We start from the raw sequence: 20,672 nt of genomic DNA on the forward strand, positions 1-20,672 counted from the left end.
TTATGGATTGGGTATCTCGCATTAAGTCAGGTAGATCGTTAGCCATTTTAATTGATCCAGAAAAGACTGCTGTTGATTTCGCTTTCGCGAAAGCGATATCTAAAAAAGCACTTTCTTTAAAAAAGAAATTGAACCTAAATGAGGTGTTTTTCTTTATAGGAGGTAGCACTATGGAAGTTGATCTAGATGAATGGTTAAAGAAATTTAAAGGTCTAGTTACGCTACCTGTAATTATTTTTCCTGGATCTTACGAGCAAGTCTCTATTCATTGTGACGCCTTGCTGTATTTACAATTCATGAGCAGTCGCAATGCGCAGTACCTCATTGAAGAACAAATTAAAAGTGCACTTTTCATAAAACAACATAAGATAGTTACCATCCCTACATCTTATTTACTGATTGATGGAGGAAAGTCTACAGCTGTACAACGTGTTACCAACTCACAACCCTACAAGCAAACAGATATAGAATTAATCACAGCGACAACGGTTGCTGGAGAACTTTTGGGGCACAAACTAGTTTATCTAGAAGCTGGTAGCGGTGCTGTCATACCTGTTGCAGCTGGTATTATTGAAAAAGTAAAGAGTAGTTGTTCACTGCCTATAATAGTAGGTGGAGGATTGCGTGATGTAAGTCAAATTGAACGAGCGTTTACTGCCGGTGCTAGTTTGTGCGTAGTAGGAACTGCGATTGAGGAAAATGTGGAATGGATGGACTAAGTTTGCAATAAAATCAACTATGAAAGTTTCTATAGAATTAACCATGTCCCCTTTACAAGATGGATATGAGCCACTCATAATCGAGTTTATCAAAACCTTGCGTAATTCATCCTTTAAGGTTCTAGAAAACCCACTTTCTACTCAAATTTATGGGGATTATAGACCATTAATGGAATTTTTGACTGATGCTATAGAGACTAGTTTTGATAATCAAGAAGCGGTTCTTGTTTACATGAAACTGGTAAAATCTGATCGTAGTGACTACCAACCTTTCTTTTAATGGAAGTTATTGATTTCTTATTTTCCCAGTATTCTGAGTATTCAAGCACTCACATAGTACTTGAGTTGATAGCTGTTGTGGCTAGCGTTGTAAGTGTGCTTTATTCTTATCGTAACAGCTTTTTAGTGTTTCCTTTTGGGATTGTAAGCACTGCCATATTTACCTACTTGTTAGTAAACTGGAATTTATTGGGAGATGCGGTTATAAACTTGTACTATTTAATTATGAGTATATACGGTTGGTATCTTTGGATTAAAGGAGGGAAGAATAACAAAGAACTTCAAATCTCTTTGACATCAAAACAGCAATGGATTAGAGCTATTACAATCTCAATATTCGCGGCATTGTGTATCTATATTCTATATGTATCTACAAATCGTATGGAAAATGTAGTATCCTACATTGACATGGTAACGACAGGATTGTTTTTTGCAGGAATGTGGTTGATGGCAAAAAGGAAGTTAGAGCATTGGTTAGTTCTAGGCATAGGTAATTTTATCTCAATACCTTTATATTTTTATAAGGGTTACACTTTTAGTGCATTTTTATACCTATTTTTATTGATAATGGCTGTGGCTGGATTTTATGCATGGAAGAAATACCTAAACAACTCAATTATCAAGGCAAGCGTATAGTACTTTATGGTCCAGAGAGTACAGGAAAAAGTACTATCGCACAAGAACTAGCGCTTCATTACAATTCAATTTCCATCCCAGAATTTGCAAGAGAATATTTGCAAAGAAAGTGGGATGAGTCAAAACACGTTTGCACATTACAGGATCTTAAACCTATTGCAGTAGGTCAAAGAAATCTTGAGAATCAGGCAACATTAAAGGGATCTGATTATGTTTTTTGTGATACAGACATCTTAGAAACCTATGTTTATAGTTTAGCTTATTTTAATCAAGTTCCATTGTCGATTGAAAAGGCTATTCATGAATCTCATTATGATTTATATTTATTGATGGATGTGGATATTAGTTGGGTTAAGGATGATTTAAGGGACAAACCAGAAGAGCGAGAAGAAATGTTTCATAAATTTGAAGCCGCTTTACAAACATTTAATAAGCCCTATAAGCTTGTTTCGGGAAAGGGATCTGAAAGATTAAAAAATGCTATCGCTGCCATAGATTCTTTATCTATTTAATAATGAATTATACTGACTACCAAATACAACAGCTAAAGGAAAAAGGCATTTCCATAGATCAGGTTAATGAACAAATTGATCGATTTAAAAAAGGATTTCCTAATTTAGATTTAGATAGGCCTGCCACTTTAAATGATGGGATTAATAAACATAATGATCAGGAGCAAGCAGAGTATATATATAAATATGAACAGCTAGGCGAGAACCTTGAAAAGGTAAATTTTATTCCTGCCAGTGGTGCTGCAACTAGAATGTTTAAATTTCTCCATGAATTTTTACACTCTTACAATCCTGATGAAATTAGCTTAAATGCTTATATTAATACAACTAAGAGCGACCAATTATTCACCTTTCTTGTTGCCATTGAAAAATTCCCTTTTTACCGAGATATTGAACAGCAACTAAAGGCTCAAAACCCAATTTATGAAGGGTTGAAAAAGTATCAACAACAATTGGAATTCATAAAATTTCTTTTGTCTGAGAATGGTGCAAATTATGCAAGTAAACCCAAAGGATTAATCCCATTTCATGATTATGGTAGCTATGTACGTACAGCTTTTGAAGAACACTTAAGCGAGACAGCTGGTTACGCAAGTGTTAATGATCAGGTTAAACTCCATTTTACGGTATCACCTAATCACCACAAGGACTTTTTAGATGAATTAGAAGCTATTAAGGACCACATTGAAAGAAGAGTTCAAAAGAAGCTTGTAGTAGATTTTTCGTTTCAAGATACAGCTACCGATACAGTTGCGGTAAATTTAAATAACCAGCCCTTACTTGATGATAAAGGTGGTTTGTTCTTTAGACCAGCTGGGCATGGAGCATTATTAAAAAATCTGAATGCAATTGATGCCGATCTTATTTTTATTAAAAACATTGATAATGTCACTACAACAGCAATGCATCAAGAATCTGCATATTTTAAAAAATACCTTGCAGGTATAGCAGTCACATACAAGAAACAAATAGATTCCTATTTAAATCAATTATTAAATGGAACTATTACTGATATTTCACATATTGTAGATTTTCTAGAAAGCTCAATAGGAACGGCTTTACCTAAGGATTTTTCAAAGTATTCCTTCCAAAATCAGATAGAAACCCTGATAGATTGTTTAAACAGACCATTAAGAGTGTGCGGTATGGTTAAAAATGAAGGAGAACCAGGTGGTGGTCCGTTTTGGGTAAAATCTAGTTACGGAATTAATTTACAAATTGTGGAAAGTGCACAGGTGAATAAAGAAAATGAGAAACAAAAAAACATTGCTAAAGAATGTACTCATTTTAATCCAGTTGATATAGTTTGCTGTGTACGTGATTATAAAGGAGATAAATTTGATCTACAAAAATATTGTGACCCAGAAATGGGTTTTATTACCCTAAAATCTAGGTTTGGTTTTAAGCTTAAAGCACAAGAGCTTCCTGGATTATGGAATGGCTCAATGGCTTATTGGAATACCATTTTTGTAGAGGTTCCTGTTTCTACTTTTAATCCAGTTAAAACTGTTAATGATTTACTCAAACCAGCGCACCTTAGGTAATGAATGTTGAACAAATTAAAAACGAGGTAACATTTAAAGCTGTTGCAAGTAGTGGCCCTGGTGGTCAACACGCTAATAAGGTGGCAACAAAGGTTCAATTAGAGTTTGATGTTATTAATAGTTACGCTTTCGCGGAAGCGGAAAAACAAACTATCTTAGAAAACCTAAAAAGTCAGCTTACTCAACAAGGCAGCATCAAAATAAGCTGTCAAGAATCTAGAAGTCAAGCTAAAAATAAAGAGCTTGTCCTTAAAAAATTAATCAATTTGCTCGCTGGCGCAAGTCAAAGAAAAAAGAAGCGTAAGAAGACAGCTATTCCTAAAATTGCTAAGTTAAAAAGACTGAGAGCAAAGAAATTGAACAGTGAAAAAAAACAAAACCGAAAGTTTAAATATTAGACTTTCGGTTTTTTAATTATATTAATTCATTAGTTCTTCAATTTCTTCAACTTCAATAGGTATGTTTTCCATTAAATTAATCGGTTCTCCGTTTTCTTGGATAACGACGTCGTCTTCTAATCTTATTCCAAATCCTTCTTCTGGTAAATATATTCCAGGTTCTACGGTAAATACATTTCCTGCTTGCATAGGTTCCCATAGTATACCGTAATCATGAGTATCTAACCCTATGTGGTGCGATGTACCATGCATGAAATACTTTTTGTAGGCAGGCCATTCAGGGTTTTCGTTCTGTACATCGGCCTTATCTAATAATCCTAGATCAATTAATTCACTGGTCATCAATTTTCCCACCTCAACGTGATATTCTTTCCACATTGTTCCAGGTAAGAGCATTTTTGTCGCTTCATTTTTAACCTTTAAAACAGCATTATATACTTGTTTTTGACGTTTAGTAAACGTTCCATTTACAGGAATGGTTCTAGACATGTCACTAGAGTAATTTGCATAACTAGCTCCTACATCCATAAGTATTAACTCACCATCCTTACATTGATTATTATTTTCAATATAATGAAGAACATTTGCATTATTGCCACTAGCGATAATAGGTGTGTAGGCAAATCCGTCACTGCGTGATTTTATAAACTCATGAAGGTATTCTGCCTCTATTTCATATTCCCAAACTCCTGGTTTTACAAAATCTAATACACGACGGAAACCAGCATTTGTAATGTCGCAAGCGTGTTTTAATAGATCAATTTCAATAGGATCTTTTATAGCTCTCAATCTCTGTAAAATAGGATTACTTTTAGCATAATTGTGAGCAGGGAATTGAGATTTACATTTTTTGATAAATCTATCTTCACGTGTTTCCATTTCCACTGCTTGACGATAGTGTTCGTTTGTATTAAAATAAACCGTATCACACATAGTCATCATTTCAAAAAACTTTTTATCAAAGTCTTTAAGCCAAAAAACACTTGTAATACCGGTTATTTCAGTAGCTTTTTCTTTAGTTAATTTTTCTCCTTCCCAAATAGCTATGTGCTCATTGGTCTCGGTCACAAAAAGTACTTCCCTTAAATTAGGGTCTGGACAATCAGGAAAAAGTACCAAAATAGTGTCTTCTTGATCAGCCCCAGAAAGGTAAAAGATGTCTCTATGTTGTTTGAAAGGCATGGTGCTGTCTGCACCTGTTTTGAAAATATCGTTTGAATTAAAAACAGCTAGGCTTGATGGTTTCATCATCCCCATAAAGTTTTTGCGGTTTTTAATGAATAATTGTGGATTAATTGGGTTGTATTTCATAGTCCAGTTTGATTTTTTACTGCATAAGCAAGTCAAGCAAAGATATCATTAGTCTAAAGAAAAAGAAAGCTGGCTACTAGCCAGCTTTCTTTATTTTCTAAGTCTTCTTTTCTTTTTATTCTTCATGTATGTAACTACTAAAAGAACGATAATAAGAATACATATTCCTAAAATAAAATATCTAATTCCTTCCATAATGTATTGAGTTAGTTTACTCTATGAAAGGTACGTCATTTTTTTTAGTCAACATAAATGCCATTTTCTGGTTTTTTGAACATACCATTATCCATTGGAGCATTGTCTACGTCAATTTTTTCAAAAACACGGGCATCACCTCTAGGAGTATCTGGTTTCCCATCTTTTACGGTGTACCATTGTAATTTTACAGGTAGTAGTAACCCGTTTACTTCATTCCAGTCTTCATATTTAATAAAGCTATAATTGTTGGACTCTTCATTTTTACCATAGGTCACAGTATAAGCTAACCACTTCATTTCATAGCTAGAAGGATCGTAATAGAGAATATAATTGTCGTCAGGTGCATCACCTATTCCTTCATTATAACTTATTTTGATACCTGGGAACGTTTCATTCTTATAAGTTAGAGAATCTGCTGGCGAATAATTAATACCATCGTCAGATAATACAAATGGCATGGCATAGAAATAAAACATAAGGTTATGATAGAATCTAGCCCTACCTGGATCAAAATAAGTACTATCTTGTGCGATCCATACTTTACCATCATTACCGCCTATCATATAGTTGTCTGTTTCCAGTAGTATGTTTCGACTTTGTAGGTCTGTTACAGTAGACTGCTCATTTAATTGATACGTCATGCTACGCATGCTTTTCCAAGTTTCTAATCCACCATGTGCTTTAAAAACCTTAATGAGTTCTTCTGGATAGGCAGAATAGTCTACTTTGGGCATTTGATTTTCTACTGTAGAAACTTTTTCCTGAGTTTCCACTTTGGGCGCTTCGTTTTTACAGCTTATAGCTACAAGAAGAATGGCCACGATTGATAAAATTTGTTTCATGAGCGAAAATTAATCTCATCTGTTGAAGCTATATGTTAGAATAACTATAAAACATATCACAAATTTATAACAGATAAAAAAATACAAGTATTACTGATACTTAAACCTAATTAATGGTAGTTTTAAAATACATAGTACCTTTGCAGTATGCCTAAAATTGGAGATATACAATTACCAGATTTTCCTCTTCTTCTTGCCCCTATGGAAGACGTGAGTGATCCGCCTTTTAGAGCCTTGTGCAAAGAAAATGGCGCCGATGTCGTTTACACAGAATTTATTTCTAGTGAAGGATTGATACGAGATGCCGCAAAAAGTACAATGAAACTTGATATTTACGAGGCTGAACGTCCTGTGGGAATTCAAATCTTTGGAGCTAATCTAGATTCAATGCTCAAGAGTGTTGAAATAGTTGAACAAACTAAACCGGATATTATCGATATCAACTTCGGCTGTCCTGTTAAAAAAGTAGTTTCTAAAGGAGCTGGTGCTGGTATATTAAAAGATATCGATTTAATGGTATCACTAACCGAGGCTATGGTAAAACACACCAAGCTTCCTATAACGGTAAAAACAAGATTAGGTTGGGATCATGATTCCATTAAAATTGTTGAAGTTGCTGAGCGTTTACAAGATGTAGGTATTAAGGCAATCTCCATTCATGGACGTACCAGAGCGCAAATGTATAAGGGTAATGCAGACTGGGAACCTATCGCTCAAGTTAAAAATAATCCTAGAATGCATATTCCGGTCTTTGGAAACGGTGATGTAAATACTCCAGAACGCGCTATGGAAATGCGTGATCAATATGGTCTTGACGGAGCGATGATTGGTCGAGCAAGTATAGGCTATCCTTGGTTTTTTAGAGAAGTAAAGCACTATTTTGAACATGGAACTCACATGGCAAAACCTACCATGGAAGAACGTGTTAAAGTTGCTAGACGTCACCTAGAAATGTCCATTGCCTGGAAAGGTGAGCACTTGGGAGTTTTTGAAACTAGAAGGCACTATACCAATTACTTTAAAGGTATTCCTAACTTCAAAGAATATCGCATGAAGATGGTAACCAGCGACGATGCTCAAGGAGTATATGATGCGCTAGACGAGGTGTTAGATAAATTTGGTGATTACAGTTTTGCTTGAGAAAGTAGGCGATCATTAATACGTCTGGACCCTACGTAGCTGGCAATTATCCCTAAAACGGCTATAGTTCCAAATGCTACTACAATATTTTCCCATCGCATAGCTACTGGATAAGGTAACTGTGGAGCTATGTAAATTAATTTGTATTCCAGCTGCGAATAAACAACAGCAACACCAATTAATAATCCTAAGACACCACCAGTAATTGTCATCAAGCTACCTTGAATAAAGAATATCCTTCGTAATTCGTGCACGGTCGCACCTAAATCGAGTAAAGTTTTTAGGTTTTGCTTTTTGTCCAATATCATCATGATAATAGCACCTATCACATTGAACAAGGCGATAATTAGTACTAAAGTAAAAATAAGGTAGACCGCAAGATTTTCAGAATTCAACATCTTGTACAAAGCATCATTCAACTGGAACTTATTCTTTACTACTACGCTGTCTCCGTACATATACTTAATCAATTCACGAGCTTCATTTTCACTTTCGTAAGAACTTAGTTTAATTTCAACGGCACTAGCCATAGAATCGGGCATGTTTAATAACTTCTGTGCCGCTTCATATCGCATAAACACGTATTTATTATCTAGATTTTCATTGATGCTAAAGGTACCTGTAGCAATAGCATCTAGTGTGTTGAATGAACTCTGAATATTTAAAGCGGTAATGGCTCCTTTACCAGGTTTAGGCACCATGATTTGTAAAAATTCACTGTAGTCATTGACACTTAAGGATAGGTCTGATGCTATAGCTTGTCCGGCCACAATTTGAGCGTTACTTTTTCCTAACCAAGAGCCGTAATATAGAATAGAATCTATTTTCACCATATCAATGTATTCATCGGGAACACCTTTGATATAGGCGATATCGTTTTTATCTTGATAATTTAAAAAAGCCTTTTCCTCTATTACGGGACAAACTAATTGGATCGAGGGATGATTTTCTAGAGCTCGCTTTCGCGAAAGCGGAATTTCAACAACCTTACCATGACTGGGGAAAATAGACAAGTCCGGATCAAAATAACTTGAAAACTGGGTGCTAAAATCCTTTAAACCTGAAAACCCTGACAATACAATAAATAGTGATGCAGATCCAACTACAGTAATTATAAAACTAAGAATATTGATAATATTAATGGCGTTTTTACCATTTTTTGATATCAAATACCGTCTTGCAATAAAGGAGGATAGAGACACTATAGTTTTTTACGTCTAGGAAGAGTGTCAGGTTGTTCAATAGGATTGTTCTCGCCTTTGAGTTCTCTCTCTAATTGCTCCATGTACTCTAGGGAATCATCATTAAAAAATTGTAGTTCGGGCATACGTCGCATTTGATGTCTAACCTTTGATGCAACTTCATGCCTTATGCTACTTCCTAATTCTTTTATTTCTTTTACCACAGTTTCTGCCTTGTCTGCTGGGAACACAGATAAAAACACTTTAGCATATCCTAAATCGGGAGTTACTTGTACTTTTGTTACTGAAACGATGAGGTTCTTAACCGCATTCTTTCTCATGATATTCTGTATGACCTGTGTAAGGTCCTCTTGTAGAATACCAGCTATCTTCTTCTGTCTGTTCGTTTCTTGCATAATGCAAAATTAGTAAATTCCTTTATAGCAGCGGTATAGTTATAGATTACTTAACGACAAGAGTTTCTTTACTACTACCACTATTACCTGACAGGTGAACTGTGTAAGTGCCTTTAGGTAAGTAGGTCACACCATTTTGAGCAGGATCAGGGCGATCTTCTTTTTTAAATGCCTTAAGCCCAGCTTTACTTATACTACCGTCGTAGGTATAAAAATTCAATCCTTGATCACTAGTAAAAGCGGTCTCATAGATAGTTTTACCAGCTTCGTTTTTTATTTCTAGATTAACTTTTCCAGCAGTAGGGTTGAAGTATGAAATTTGGATTTTTGGAGTTGGGCCATTGCTCCACAAGAATCCACGACTGCCGTACCTTCTAGAGAATCTTAGATCCTCAATAGATGCCATTTTAAACTCTGTACCTACAAGGTCTAGAGCATTTAAGTTTGCTAAGTAAATAGATCTACCATGAGTTCCTATAAGTAAATCATTTGTTTGTGGTTGTATTTTTATATCATGAACTGCAACTGGTGGCATACCACCTGATAACAATGTCCAAGTATTACCTTGGTCTAAACTTGCATAAGTTGCATTATCAGTTCCTATGAACAAGTAGTTTTCCTTCATAGGATGCTCTGTTATAACATTAACTGGCGACCCAGGTATCGAAGTGGCTAATCGTTCCCATGTTTTACCATAATCCTCACTTTTATATACATAAGATTGAAAATCGTCCCAACGATATCCATTAAGAGTAACGTATACTCTTGATTTTTTATGTGAACTTGCTGTTACACGACTTACCCATAGGTCATTAGGCCATGGACCGTCTAATTGCTCCCAATTGCTACCTCCATTTTTCGTAAGTTGTACAAGTCCATCATCTGTACCTGCGTAAATAAGTCCAAATTCAAACTTTGATTCACTTATAGTTGTTATTGTGCCGTATGCTACATTACCTGGCTTACCACCTTTAGTAAGATCTGGCGAAATAGCTGTCCACGTGTCTCCTTGATCTAGACTGCGCATTAATTTGTTGCCTCCTAAATATAAAATATCTTGATTATGAGAGGATAAAAGAATAGGAGTTTGCCAATTAAATCTATAAGGACTTTCTCCTAACTTATGTTTAGGCTGGATGTAAGTGCGATCACCGTTTTCTCTATTAAGTCTAAAGTAATTCCCAAATTGGAAACCTGTGTATACGATATTACTATTTCTATTGTCAATTTGAATTTGCATACCATCACCGCCCATTATACTTTCCCAAGGATACTGACCTGATTGATGCCAAGCTCTATTTTCACGAGCAGTGTGTGATCCTACCCATACACCGTTATCCTGTAAACCACCGTAAACATGATAAGGCTCTTCTAGGTCATAATTAATAGCATAAAATTGACCTACACTAGGTGTATTGTTTTTGATCCAGGTTTCACCGTTGTCGTAAGAAATGTTTACACCACCATCATTACCATTTATAAGGTGGCCTTGCTTGTTAGGGTTTACCCATAGAGCATGGTGATCTGCATGAACATTTTCACGTGATATGTTTTTAAAGGTTTTCCCACCATCGTTTGAGGTAATTATGGGAACACCCATTATATAAACTTCATTGATGTCTCTAGGATTTACTCTTACTTGGGCAAAGTAATAACCGTAGCTATAGAAAACATCATCAATTTGTCCTTCATGTGTTTTGTACCATGTTTTTCCTGCATCATCGCTACGATACAGCTCGGCACCTTTAACAGGTGTGTCAAAAAGTTGGCTATTTGCATCTTCTAGATATAGTGCAACGTCAGCCGGCGTTGCTTCACCTTTTTGTATCAGGTTTTTAACGCTTTCTGCTCTATACTTCTCTTGAAATCCATTCTCCTTCAAAAAAGCATTGAGTACTTTATTATCAAGTTTTAAGAAATCATCGGTTGACATTGACTTAAAGTCCTCTTTATTGATTTTTTTTGAGTTCGCTTTCGCTGAAGCGTTATCTCCATCTTTCTTATCTCTTCTAAATTGTGAATCGTGAATAGCGTATAATGTGTTATCATCAAATACAGAAAGGCCTATACGTCCTACACCTATTCCAGTAGGGAATCCACTGTTTATTGTCGATATTTTAGTCCAGGTAAGGCCAGCGTCCTCACTTTTGTAAATTGCGCTTCCATTACCAGCGCCATCAAAATTCCATGCTTTACGATCCTTTTCCCAACTAGTAGCGTATTGGGTATTAAAGTTATTTGGATCATGAGCTAGATCAATAAAACCAGTCTTATCATCAATGTATAGCGTTTTATTCCAGGTTTTACCGCCATCCATGGAACTGTACATTCCTCTTTCTTCACTTAATGAATATAATGGACCTGTAACAGCAACCACAACATTGCTTGGATTATCAGGGTTAATTATAATGCGACCTATGTGTTGACTATTTTTGAGCATGGGTGTACTCCATGTTTTTCCCCAATCGGATGATTTAATAATTCCTACACCAGCATAGCTGCTTCTACTAGCGTTGTTTTCTCCGGTGCCGGCCCATATGGTTTTATTTTTCCAGTCGACAGCGATATCGCCTAAGTTTATGGTAATGGCATTGTCCATTATAGGAGAGAAACTAGTACCATTATTTGTAGTATGCCATAAACCACCGCTTGCATAGGCTACAAGAAACTCGGTTGGGTCTTGTGGATTCACATCAATATCCACTACACGTCCAGACATAACAGTAGGACCAATGTTTTTAAATTCTAGGTTGGTAAGATTTTGCGCAAAAAGCAAAGTGGAAGAAAGGAAAAAAATGAGGACTGTTAATGTGCAGCGCATAGTGTTTTATTTAATGTGGTTCAAGATAAAACGAAATTCACTTTTTTTCATCTCGTTTACCATTGCTTTCTGGTTTTAGGTAATTATTAACAATTCTTATAGCTTTTGACTACGTAAGTAGTGAAATAGTTTTCTCTAATAAAAACGGCGGTTTTGTGGAAATTAATTAATGTATTAGTTAAATATAAACAAGAAAGTATATAAATGGTTTGAAGTATTGTGTTTTTAATCTTACTAAAAGGTGTTTTCATCTATTTTATTAATATAAAATTAACAATTAATGGTAATAGTTGTTTCTTTAAAGTTCTCTTTCAAAAACTATTGAATATGAAAGCACAACTACTTGTATTATTTTCTTTTATTTCTTTTTACGCGTTGTCGCAATCGACTATTAATATAACAACCTCTGGAGGAAGTTTTCCTAACGAGAAATGGGTTAGTATAACCACAGCTGTGGATGGTGGTGGAACTCAAGTTTGGGGTCAAGGTGATGGATCGTATAGTAATGGCGCAGGATTAATAAATCAAGACATTTCTATTGCTCCAGGAACTTATTATGTAAATTGTTATGATCAATACTCTGACGGTTGGGATGGAACGACTATTTCTGTGACTGCATACGGATCGGTAATAGGTGATAACGGTGGAAATTCGCCCAGCGATACATCAACGAATGATTTAAGTTCTAATTGGGAACCAGGGTCACCAGAATTAGAATTGGAAGCTTCATTTCAAATCATTGTTCCTGTGCCACCTTCTTGTTTAAGCCCTAGCTTATTAAGTGCAAGCGCTATAACACCAACCTCTGTAGACTTAGATTGGACTTCTGGAGGCAGCGGTGAAACTGAATGGGAATTAGAATACGGAGCTAGTGGATTTACTCAAGGAACAGGTACCATAGTGTCAACTAATAGCAACCCATACACTTTATCAGGACTTACGGCAAATACTGATTATGATGTTTATGTAAGGGCAGTGTGTTCACCAACTGATTCAAGTGAATGGTCTTCAAGTGAAAGTTTCACAACTCTTTGTAGCGCTTTTAGTTTAGAATTTGACGCAGCAATACCTGCAAATCTCTCAGACAATTGTTGGAACGAAGCAGGCGATGGAACATTAGCAACTGGCCCAAGTAATTTAGGATCAGGATTATGGTATTCATCTAACTACGGTGGTACTCCTAGTAATGCTATTAATTTATATACAGACAATAGGTCAGATTGGGTATTATCTCCATTAATTGATGTAACGACATCCAATGCAACTGAAGTTAATATTACAGTAGCATTGACCGAAAATGGTAACAGTGGTTCTGGAGCAAGTTTAGGATCAGATGATTTAGTAGCTTTTGTGTATTCGGTTGATGGTGGTAATACGTGGGTTACGTTACAGTCTTGGACTCAAGGGAATGAACCATCTGATACGGGAGAATACCTTTCTTATGACATTTCATCTCTATCAGGACCAGTTCAATTTGCATTTTATGGAACCGACGGTAGTGTTGATGACACAGAGGATGTTTACTTCCATTTTAGCCAGCTTAGAGTAAGAGAAACACCTGCATGTTCAGAACCTTATTCTTTAGATGGAAGTAATATAGATTCCAATAGTATAGATTTATCATGGACAAGCGGTGGAAGCGGTGAAACTGAATGGGAATTAGAATATGGAGCTAGTGGCTTTACGCAAGGCACTGGTACTGTTGTAGTAGCTAACACCAATCCTTATACTCTATCAGGTTTAACAGCAAACACGAATTACGACGTTTATGTAAGGGCTAAATGTTCATTAACGGATACGAGTTCGTGGTCAGGAGTTTATAGTTTTACAACATCATGTTTGATTTTCAATATACCTTTTACCGAAGGGTTTGAGTCAACAGCAACGGGAAGCACATCTTCATCAAATGCGCCAGACTGCTGGAATATGATAGATTCAGGCTCTGGTGCTGCTTATGTTTATGACAATTCTACAGTCAATGTCCAATCAGGTAATAAATCATTCCGTCTTTATAATGGTTTTAATACTACAGGGACCTATATGTTGATTTCTCCACAAATCGCTGAACTAACAACTGATGGAATTCAAGTATCATTTGGTGTAAAAGGATCAACGGGTCAAGAATTAGAAATAGGAACAATTACAGATGCTAATGACCCTGCTACCTTTACTTCTGTTGAGGTAGTAACGCTAACATCATCATCATTTGAAAATGTAACCGTGGTAATTCCAGCAGGAACAGATTCTTATATGGCAATAAAACATGGACAAACAGGTTCTTACGATAGTTATTATCTAGATGATATTTCATTTACGATGGCACCTAATTGTATCATGCCAGCGGATTTATCTGTAGCTCCTTTTTCAAGTTCTGCACAAATCACATGGAGTGCAATAAATGGTGAAACTGAATGGGAATTAGAATACGGAGCTAGCGGATTTACTCAAGGAACAGGTGCTGTAGTAAGTGCAAATTCAAATCCTTATACTCTTTCTGGCTTAACTCCTGAAACTGATTACGATATTTATATACGTGCAGTTTGCTCTCCTACAGAAACTAGTGATTGGTCTAGTGTAGTAAGCTTTGCAACCACATGTGCGCCATTAACACCAAATACCATAGAAGATTTCTCAGTTTACTTACCGAATTGTTGGGAAGAAGCTACTGGTGAGATAGACACTTCATTGTCATTTGGATCTTCTGCATGGACAGATGATGATTACTTGAATGGGACTTCATCAAATTCGGCCAAATATAATATGTATACAAATACAACTGGACAATGGTTAATAAGCCCTTCGTACGATTTAGGCACCGGTAATAATTATGAATTAATTTTTGATATCGGTGCGACTGTATGGAATGGTACAGGTTCAGCAAGCTTCGAAGCCACTGACTCAGTTAGTCTTTTGATCTCAACAGATAACGGTGTGACCTGGTCATCTTCTAATGTGTTGCAAAATTGGTCACAAGGAACTGAACCTTCAAACAACGGTGATTCTATTACCATTGATTTATCTTCCTATTCAGGTTTAGTTAGGTTCGGTATAATAGCGAAGGCAAGTAGCGCTAGTTCGTCAGACTTTGATTTATTCGTTGATGATTTTGGAGTACAGGTAGCTAGTACAGATTATACATGGAATGGCTCATCATGGATGGGCGGTAATAACCCAGAAGGAAATATTACAGGTAATGATAACTTAATAATTCAGTCTGGATCTACTGCTGCTTTATCATCAGGAATAACAGCTGGTAATGTGACTGTTGAGTCTGGAGCATCGTTAGATGCGAGTGCAGGCGATTTAATAATAAATGGTAGCCTAGTTAATGATGGTAGTTTACTAGGTACAAATGCAATAGTCTTAAATGGTTCTAGTGCACAAGATATTTCTGGTACAGGTATCATCGATAATCTCACAATTGATAATACAAACAACGTTAATTTAAGTGGTACTCAAGATCTATTAGGAACACTTACTGTCGCAAATGGTAATTTTACAACAAATGGAGGTTTAACCTTTAAAAGTGATGCCTCGGGCACAGCAGTTTTGGCTCCACTAGGGGCAGGAGCTTCAATAAGTGGTAACGTAAATGTAGAGCGTTATATACCTGCTTCAAATAGAGCCTTCCGTTTTGTTGGTTCATCCGTTTCTGGGGAAACAGTTTTTGATAGCTGGCAAGAATCTGGTAACAATAGTACCGGTTTTGGGGTTCATGTGACCGGAACGACAGGTACAATAGGTAGTGTAAACGCTACCTCTGGTCATGATGAAACACCAACAGGTAATCCAAGTATGTTTAAGTGGAATGATGGTACTCAGTCATGGGATGCCGTTACAAATACTAATTCAGAAATATTGAATACTGGAACCTACTATAGATTATATGTAAGAGGTGATAGAACGACTGATTTAAGTAATAATAACGCAGCTCAAACAGCCACAACATTGAGAGCTACAGGAACGCTGTATACTGGAGATATGAACATGACACCTACTATAGCAGATGGAGAATTCTTTGCCATGGCAAACCCTTACCAGGCCAAAATTGATATGGCTTCAGTTTCACCGGCTAATACCGGAGTTGATATGTATTATTGGGATCCTACATTAGGAGTTAAAGGTAATTACACTGCGATTAATATAAGTACTGGTACTGGTACTGCAGGTACAGCTAGTAACATTTTAGACCCAGGTCAAGCTGTGTTTTTTGCAGCAGCGACTGGAGCTACTAGTTTAACAGTAAGTGAGTCGGACAAGGTGACCGGTACGTCAAATCAGAATGTTTTTAGATCAAATCCATTAAACGGTTTTGTAGGAATCAAATTATTTCAAACTTCAAGATTAAATAATAATCTTTCGGAAAGTGATGGGATGTACATTCATTTTGATAGCCAGCACAGTGATAATGTAGACTATAATGATGCCGTTAAATTAGATGGATTAAACGCAAATATCGCCGTACAAAAAGGCATCAATAAACTTGCAGTTGAACGACGCTCACTTCCTACAGCTTCTGAAACTGTAGCTTTAAACATATCTAATTATCAGGTTAATGATTATGCTATGCAAGTTTCAATTAACGAGCTTTCAAATGTGGATGTCTTTGTTAAAGATACGTTTACGGGACAATTAACACCTGTATCTAATAACGCTACAACAAATGTATTCTTTAGTGTAGACTTCAATGATGTAAATACTATCAATCCTAACAGATTTGAACTAGTTTTTCAAACGGTTACTTTATCTACTGAAGAATCAACATTTGCTCAAGATCTAAGGTTGTATCCTAATCCTGTAAATGGAAATCAATTGCATATCGAGGTAAGTAATTCAGGTAGTAATGAATTATCAGCCTTACTATTTAATAGTTTAGGACAAAAAATCAGATCTATTAATACTCATGTAACGACTAATGGAATTACAATAAGTGATTTGAGCAATTTAACAGCAGGAGTTTACTTCGTAACAGTGAGTAACGGAACAGATTCAACAACAAGAAAAATCGTCATAAAATAAAATCAAAACATGAAAGCAAAGTTATATATCACGCTTATACTACTAATAGTAAGCAACTCAATTGTAATGGCTCAACCAGGTTTTGATGACACGGTTGAAGACGTCGCTTTTATTCCTGGAATAGCACTGGCTATTGCTGCAGCATTAGGAATAGGAATAAGAAAAATTATGAAGAAAAAATAAATGTATAATTAAATCATTAAAAAAGGGCTTTCAATTTTGAAAGCCCTTTTTTTACTAATTAAACATGTTTTTTAAACTTAAGCTTTTCGCTTTTACCTTTCTTAAAAATATTGTTGCTATTATAGTGTCCAGCACGTAGTTTTTTTTGCTCTTCCAAAGGAAGTTGGATAATGTCATTACACTCCTGGCTACAACAGTTTTCATACTTTTCTTTACAGGAATCACATTGAATAAATAACAAGTGACAAGCATCATTAGCACAGTTTGTATGAGTGTCACATGGTTCGCCACATTGGTGGCAGTTAGCAATAACCTCATTACCAATCTTTTCAGACAACCTTTGGTCAAAAACGAAGTTTTTTCCTCTAAATTTATTTTCTAATCCCTTTTCTGTTACCTGTCTGTGGTACTCGATAATACCACCTTCTAATTGGTATACATCCTTAAATCCTTTGTGCTTGTAATAAGCACTGGCTTTTTCACATCTTATTCCACCAGTACAATACATTACCAGTTTTTTATCTTCTTTATGTTGCTTGATCTCGTTTTCTATAATTGGCAAGCTTTCTCTAAAAGTATCTACATCTGGAGTCCAAGCATTTTTAAAATGGCCGATTTCAGTTTCATAATGATTTCTCATATCCACAAGAATCGTATTTGGATCTTCAATAAGGGCATTAAACTGCTCGGCATTGACATGTTGACCTTTATTGGTCACATCAAAAGTCTCGTCGTTTAAGCCATCGGCAACAATTTTGTTACGCACTTTGACCTTTAGCTTTAAAAAGCTTTCGTTATCTTGTTCACGAGCGATATTTAGTCTGATATCTTTTAGGAAGTAGATATCGTCTAGAAAGTTCTTGAATTCTATAAAACGATCAGCAGGAATAGAGAGCTGCGCATTTATACCTTCATGGGCTACATAAATACGGCCTAATACTTCTAAATTGTCAAATGCGACAAAAAGATGATTTCTAAATAATTCTGGATTTCCTAACCGGGCATACTGATAGAAAGAAATCGTAAGGCGCTCTTTACCAGCCTCACGTATCATAGTTCTTCTTTCTTCAGCACTTAATTTGTTGTACAGTTGCATGCTATAAACAGTTAATAGTGTTGAGCTTGCAAAGGTATTGTTATTCTTTGAGTGAAACAAAACTCATTTTTGTAATGAAGTTCTTAGATAAAAAATAGTTTTTTAATCGTTCACTTTCTCTGTTTCCATTACGCTTTCGCGAAAGCGTAATAACATAATTTATTTCATTTAAGCACTCAATTATAGTAGTTAATAATCTTATTGAATTCCAGTTGCAAATGCTTGAATCTCCCTTTATTTTTACGTAAAATATTTCAAATGGCAGACGATAAAGAAAAAGCAGCAAAATTAAAGGCGCTGAAGCTTACTCTTGATAAGCTAGATAAAGCATATGGTAAAGGTGCGGTGATGAAAATGGGAGATGTAGTGGTTGAAGAAGTAGATGCTATACCTACTGGTTCACTAGCTCTTAATTCTGCCTTGGGTGTAGGTGGTTATCCTCGTGGTAGGGTAATTGAGATTTATGGGCCAGAATCTTCTGGTAAAACAACACTTACCCTACATGCTATTGCCGAGGCGCAAAAAGCAGGTGGAATTGCAGCATTCATTGATGCAGAGCATGCTTTTGATAGATTTTATGCAGAAAAACTAGGTGTAGATCTTGATAATCTAATTATTTCTCAACCTGACCACGGAGAGCAGGCTTTGGAAATTGCCGACAACCTGATAAGATCAGGTGCTATCGATATCATTGTAGTTGACTCGGTTGCGGCGCTTACTCCAAAAAGCGAAATAGAAGGTGAGATGGGAGACAGTAAAATGGGATTACATGCTCGTTTAATGTCACAAGCTTTAAGAAAATTGACAGGTACTATCTCAAAAACTAACTGTACAGTAATTTTCATTAATCAATTACGTGAAAAAATCGGTGTGATGTTTGGAAATCCTGAAACAACAACCGGTGGTAACGCATTGAAGTTTTATGCATCAGTGCGATTAGATATAAGAAGATCTACTCAAATCAAGGACAGTTCAGGTTCTGTATTAGGTAATAAAACTAGGGTAAAAGTTGTTAAGAATAAGGTGGCACCACCTTTCCAAACTGCCGAGTTTGATATCATGTACGGTGAAGGTGTTTCGAAATTAGGAGAAATTATTGATCTAGGTGTTCAATATGAAATCGTGAAAAAAGCAGGTTCTTGGTTCTCCTATGAAGATACAAAATTAGGTCAAGGTCGTGATGCGGTTAAAACTATTTTAAAAGACAACCCAGATCTAGTCGACGAGCTTGAAGAGAAAATCATGAATGCTATTAAAGATAGTCTTTCATAACAACATTTAAATAATAGTAACTTTGTGACCAGCTGTAGATTACAGCTGGTTTTTTATTTTTTTATTTTTTCACGCAACCTTTTATATAGATATGCATCTATAGTATAGAAATGTAATTTGAATATGAAGTTGAAATCTTTACTGTTATCCCTTTTTGTTGTGTTATCAATAGTATCGTGTTCTATTGAAGATGACGGTCCACAGATAGCTTATTCTGCGGCAAAAGTGGTTGAAGTTAATATGCCAGATACCCTTGATTTTGGAACGACGCATATAGTTACTTTAAAAATAGAAAAACCTGCAGAATGCTTTGTTTTTTCAGGATTTGAGGTGATACCTACTTTAAATGAAAGAACGGTAACACCTGTATTGGTTTATAACGCAAATGATTGTTTTGCAGAAAATAACCCTAACAACGTTATTGAGGAAGAGGTTAATCTAAACTTTATAGCTGCCAGTAACGGTAGCTATGTGTTTAAATTTTTTAACGGATTGGATGCCGATGGGTTGCCTACTTATATTGAAATGACCGTTCCTGTAAGGGAATAAATTTATAATGTGGTTCAAAAAGAGCTTATCATATCATGTGCACAAGGAGATCGCAAGGCGCAAAGAGAAGTGTATGAACGTCTAGCTAGTAAGTTATACGCTAGTACACTCAAATACGCCCCAAATCAGGAAGATGCGCAAGATATCTTGCAAGACTCTTTTATAACAATATTTAAAAAAATAGGTCAGTTTAGTCATAAGGGATCTTTTGAAGGCTGGTGTAAGAGAATAGCAATTAATGAAGCTCTTAAAAGATACAGAGGAACAAAAATTTATAAACTAGAAGACGAAGAACAAATTAAAGATGTAGAATTAGAAGTTGAAGATGATGAAAGCTTGACAATGGATGAACTTCTAGGAATGATCCAAAAACTACCAGATCGTTATCGTATGGTGTTTACATTATATTCTCTAGATGGTTACAGCCACAAGGATATAGCCCAAATGATGGAGATAACGGTAGGAACATCAAAATCTAACCTAGCTAGGGCTAGATTTCATCTTAAGGATATGATAGAAAAATGGCGTGAGAATAATAATCATAACGCCAGCTAGA

General features: G+C 35.8%; 18 protein-coding genes. 12 read left to right on the plus strand and 6 right to left on the minus strand.

Annotation, left to right across the window (positions count from 1 at the left end; genetic code table 11):
- Window positions 1–2 precede the first annotated feature (2 nt).
- From I5168_RS04115 to arfB, 6 genes are read left to right on the plus strand one after another with little or no spacing between them, the layout of a single operon-like run.
- Window positions 3–719, plus strand: a complete 717-nt coding sequence (locus tag I5168_RS04115) for a geranylgeranylglyceryl/heptaprenylglyceryl phosphate synthase (RefSeq protein ID WP_431472501.1) — start codon at window positions 3–5, stop codon at window positions 717–719.
- A gap of 19 nt (window positions 720–738) precedes the next feature.
- Window positions 739–999, plus strand: a complete 261-nt coding sequence (locus tag I5168_RS04120; RefSeq protein WP_060525043.1) for a hypothetical protein — start codon at window positions 739–741, stop codon at window positions 997–999.
- Complete coding sequence (pnuC, locus tag I5168_RS04125) at window positions 999–1,634, plus strand: nicotinamide riboside transporter PnuC (RefSeq protein WP_167342740.1); 636 nt, start codon at window positions 999–1,001, stop codon at window positions 1,632–1,634. The genes I5168_RS04120 and pnuC overlap by 1 nt, the downstream gene beginning before the upstream one ends.
- The gene (locus I5168_RS04130) at window positions 1,589–2,146 is read left to right on the plus strand and encodes an AAA family ATPase (RefSeq protein ID WP_431472502.1); all 558 of its coding nucleotides are present in this window, start codon (window positions 1,589–1,591) and stop codon (window positions 2,144–2,146) included. Before pnuC ends, I5168_RS04130 begins: the two co-directional genes overlap by 46 nt.
- 2 nt (window positions 2,147–2,148) lie before the next feature.
- A complete protein-coding gene (locus tag I5168_RS04135; protein ID WP_431472503.1) occupies window positions 2,149–3,690 on the plus strand; it encodes a DUF4301 family protein in 1,542 nt (513 codons plus the stop codon).
- Complete coding sequence (arfB, locus tag I5168_RS04140) at window positions 3,690–4,088, plus strand: alternative ribosome rescue aminoacyl-tRNA hydrolase ArfB (RefSeq protein WP_060523530.1); 399 nt, start codon at window positions 3,690–3,692, stop codon at window positions 4,086–4,088. The genes I5168_RS04135 and arfB overlap by 1 nt, the downstream gene beginning before the upstream one ends.
- Before the next feature lie 21 nt (window positions 4,089–4,109).
- Here the strand turns inward: arfB and I5168_RS04145 are convergent, their stop codons facing one another.
- Window positions 4,110–5,399, minus strand: a complete 1,290-nt coding sequence (locus I5168_RS04145; RefSeq protein ID WP_431472504.1) for an aminopeptidase P family protein — start codon at window positions 5,397–5,399, stop codon at window positions 4,110–4,112.
- A gap of 239 nt (window positions 5,400–5,638) precedes the next feature.
- Complete coding sequence (locus I5168_RS04150) at window positions 5,639–6,439, minus strand: DUF6503 family protein (protein WP_431472505.1); 801 nt, start codon at window positions 6,437–6,439, stop codon at window positions 5,639–5,641.
- 147 nt (window positions 6,440–6,586) lie between these two features.
- Here I5168_RS04150 and dusB point away from each other — a divergent pair, with 147 nt between their 5' ends.
- A complete protein-coding gene (gene dusB, locus I5168_RS04155) occupies window positions 6,587–7,579 on the plus strand; it encodes a tRNA dihydrouridine synthase DusB (RefSeq protein WP_042276852.1) in 993 nt (330 codons plus the stop codon).
- On the opposite strand, the gene I5168_RS04160 is transcribed toward dusB, so the two are convergent.
- From I5168_RS04160 to I5168_RS04170, 3 genes are read right to left on the minus strand one after another with little or no spacing between them, the layout of a single operon-like run.
- Window positions 7,564–8,781 carry an ABC transporter permease gene (locus I5168_RS04160; protein ID WP_431472506.1) on the minus strand — a complete coding sequence of 406 codons (1,218 nt, stop codon included), beginning with the start codon at window positions 8,779–8,781 and terminating at the stop codon, window positions 7,564–7,566. The genes dusB and I5168_RS04160 overlap by 16 nt on opposite strands.
- A complete protein-coding gene (gene rbfA, locus I5168_RS04165) occupies window positions 8,781–9,176 on the minus strand; it encodes a 30S ribosome-binding factor RbfA (protein WP_042276856.1) in 396 nt (131 codons plus the stop codon). Before rbfA ends, I5168_RS04160 begins: the two co-directional genes overlap by 1 nt.
- Window positions 9,177–9,222: 46 nt before the next feature.
- Window positions 9,223–11,997: a WD40/YVTN/BNR-like repeat-containing protein gene (locus I5168_RS04170; RefSeq protein ID WP_431472507.1), complete on the minus strand. Its 2,775-nt coding sequence runs from the start codon at window positions 11,995–11,997 to the stop codon at window positions 9,223–9,225.
- Between the two features lie 327 nt (window positions 11,998–12,324).
- Here I5168_RS04170 and I5168_RS04175 point away from each other — a divergent pair, with 327 nt between their 5' ends.
- Window positions 12,325–17,016 (plus strand): fibronectin type III domain-containing protein, encoded by a 4,692-nt coding sequence (locus I5168_RS04175; RefSeq protein WP_431472508.1) that lies wholly within the window; start codon window positions 12,325–12,327, stop codon window positions 17,014–17,016.
- Window positions 17,017–17,025: 9 nt separating this feature from the next.
- Window positions 17,026–17,199: a hypothetical protein gene (locus I5168_RS04180; RefSeq protein WP_431472509.1), complete on the plus strand. Its 174-nt coding sequence runs from the start codon at window positions 17,026–17,028 to the stop codon at window positions 17,197–17,199.
- 58 nt (window positions 17,200–17,257) lie between these two features.
- Here I5168_RS04180 and I5168_RS04185 read toward each other — a convergent pair whose 3' ends face one another.
- Complete coding sequence (locus I5168_RS04185; RefSeq protein WP_431472510.1) at window positions 17,258–18,295, minus strand: rhodanese-related sulfurtransferase; 1,038 nt, start codon at window positions 18,293–18,295, stop codon at window positions 17,258–17,260.
- 258 nt (window positions 18,296–18,553) lie between these two features.
- Here I5168_RS04185 and recA point away from each other — a divergent pair, with 258 nt between their 5' ends.
- The 3 genes from recA to I5168_RS04200 all read left to right on the plus strand — a co-directional run bounded on the left by recA (window position 18,554) and on the right by I5168_RS04200 (window position 20,671).
- Window positions 18,554–19,567 carry a recombinase RecA gene (recA, locus tag I5168_RS04190; protein WP_042276864.1) on the plus strand — a complete coding sequence of 338 codons (1,014 nt, stop codon included), beginning with the start codon at window positions 18,554–18,556 and terminating at the stop codon, window positions 19,565–19,567.
- 123 nt (window positions 19,568–19,690) lie between these two features.
- A complete protein-coding gene (locus tag I5168_RS04195) occupies window positions 19,691–20,116 on the plus strand; it encodes a hypothetical protein (protein ID WP_042276867.1) in 426 nt (141 codons plus the stop codon).
- 9 nt (window positions 20,117–20,125) lie between these two features.
- Window positions 20,126–20,671 carry an RNA polymerase sigma factor gene (locus tag I5168_RS04200; RefSeq protein ID WP_042276870.1) on the plus strand — a complete coding sequence of 182 codons (546 nt, stop codon included), beginning with the start codon at window positions 20,126–20,128 and terminating at the stop codon, window positions 20,669–20,671.
- Window position 20,672 lies beyond the last annotated feature (1 nt).

The sequence above is a fragment of the Nonlabens sp. SCSIO 43208 genome, from assembly GCF_050703575.1.
Classification (GTDB): Bacteria; Bacteroidota; Bacteroidia; order Flavobacteriales; family Flavobacteriaceae; genus Nonlabens; species Nonlabens tegetincola.

What these genes read in the sequence shown, in the direction of transcription:
- arfB (WP_060523530.1), top strand. Translation starts at nt 3,690, where the DNA reads ATGAATGTTGAACAAATTAAAAACGAGGTAACATTTAAAGCTGTTGCA.
- I5168_RS04130 (WP_431472502.1), top strand. Translation starts at nt 1,589, where the DNA reads ATGGAAGAAATACCTAAACAACTCAATTATCAAGGCAAGCGTATAGTA.
- I5168_RS04120 (WP_060525043.1), top strand. Translation starts at nt 739, where the DNA reads ATGAAAGTTTCTATAGAATTAACCATGTCCCCTTTACAAGATGGATAT.
- I5168_RS04145 (WP_431472504.1), bottom strand. Translation starts at nt 5,399, where the DNA reads ATGAAATACAACCCAATTAATCCACAATTATTCATTAAAAACCGCAAA.
- I5168_RS04150 (WP_431472505.1), bottom strand. Translation starts at nt 6,439, where the DNA reads ATGAAACAAATTTTATCAATCGTGGCCATTCTTCTTGTAGCTATAAGC.
- rbfA (WP_042276856.1), bottom strand. Translation starts at nt 9,176, where the DNA reads ATGCAAGAAACGAACAGACAGAAGAAGATAGCTGGTATTCTACAAGAG.
- dusB (WP_042276852.1), top strand. Translation starts at nt 6,587, where the DNA reads ATGCCTAAAATTGGAGATATACAATTACCAGATTTTCCTCTTCTTCTT.
- I5168_RS04115 (WP_431472501.1), top strand. Translation starts at nt 3, where the DNA reads ATGGATTGGGTATCTCGCATTAAGTCAGGTAGATCGTTAGCCATTTTA.
- I5168_RS04180 (WP_431472509.1), top strand. Translation starts at nt 17,026, where the DNA reads ATGAAAGCAAAGTTATATATCACGCTTATACTACTAATAGTAAGCAAC.
- pnuC (WP_167342740.1), top strand. Translation starts at nt 999, where the DNA reads ATGGAAGTTATTGATTTCTTATTTTCCCAGTATTCTGAGTATTCAAGC.
- I5168_RS04135 (WP_431472503.1), top strand. Translation starts at nt 2,149, where the DNA reads ATGAATTATACTGACTACCAAATACAACAGCTAAAGGAAAAAGGCATT.
- I5168_RS04175 (WP_431472508.1), top strand. Translation starts at nt 12,325, where the DNA reads ATGAAAGCACAACTACTTGTATTATTTTCTTTTATTTCTTTTTACGCG.
- recA (WP_042276864.1), top strand. Translation starts at nt 18,554, where the DNA reads ATGGCAGACGATAAAGAAAAAGCAGCAAAATTAAAGGCGCTGAAGCTT.
- I5168_RS04195 (WP_042276867.1), top strand. Translation starts at nt 19,691, where the DNA reads ATGAAGTTGAAATCTTTACTGTTATCCCTTTTTGTTGTGTTATCAATA.
- I5168_RS04185 (WP_431472510.1), bottom strand. Translation starts at nt 18,295, where the DNA reads ATGCAACTGTACAACAAATTAAGTGCTGAAGAAAGAAGAACTATGATA.
- I5168_RS04170 (WP_431472507.1), bottom strand. Translation starts at nt 11,997, where the DNA reads ATGCGCTGCACATTAACAGTCCTCATTTTTTTCCTTTCTTCCACTTTG.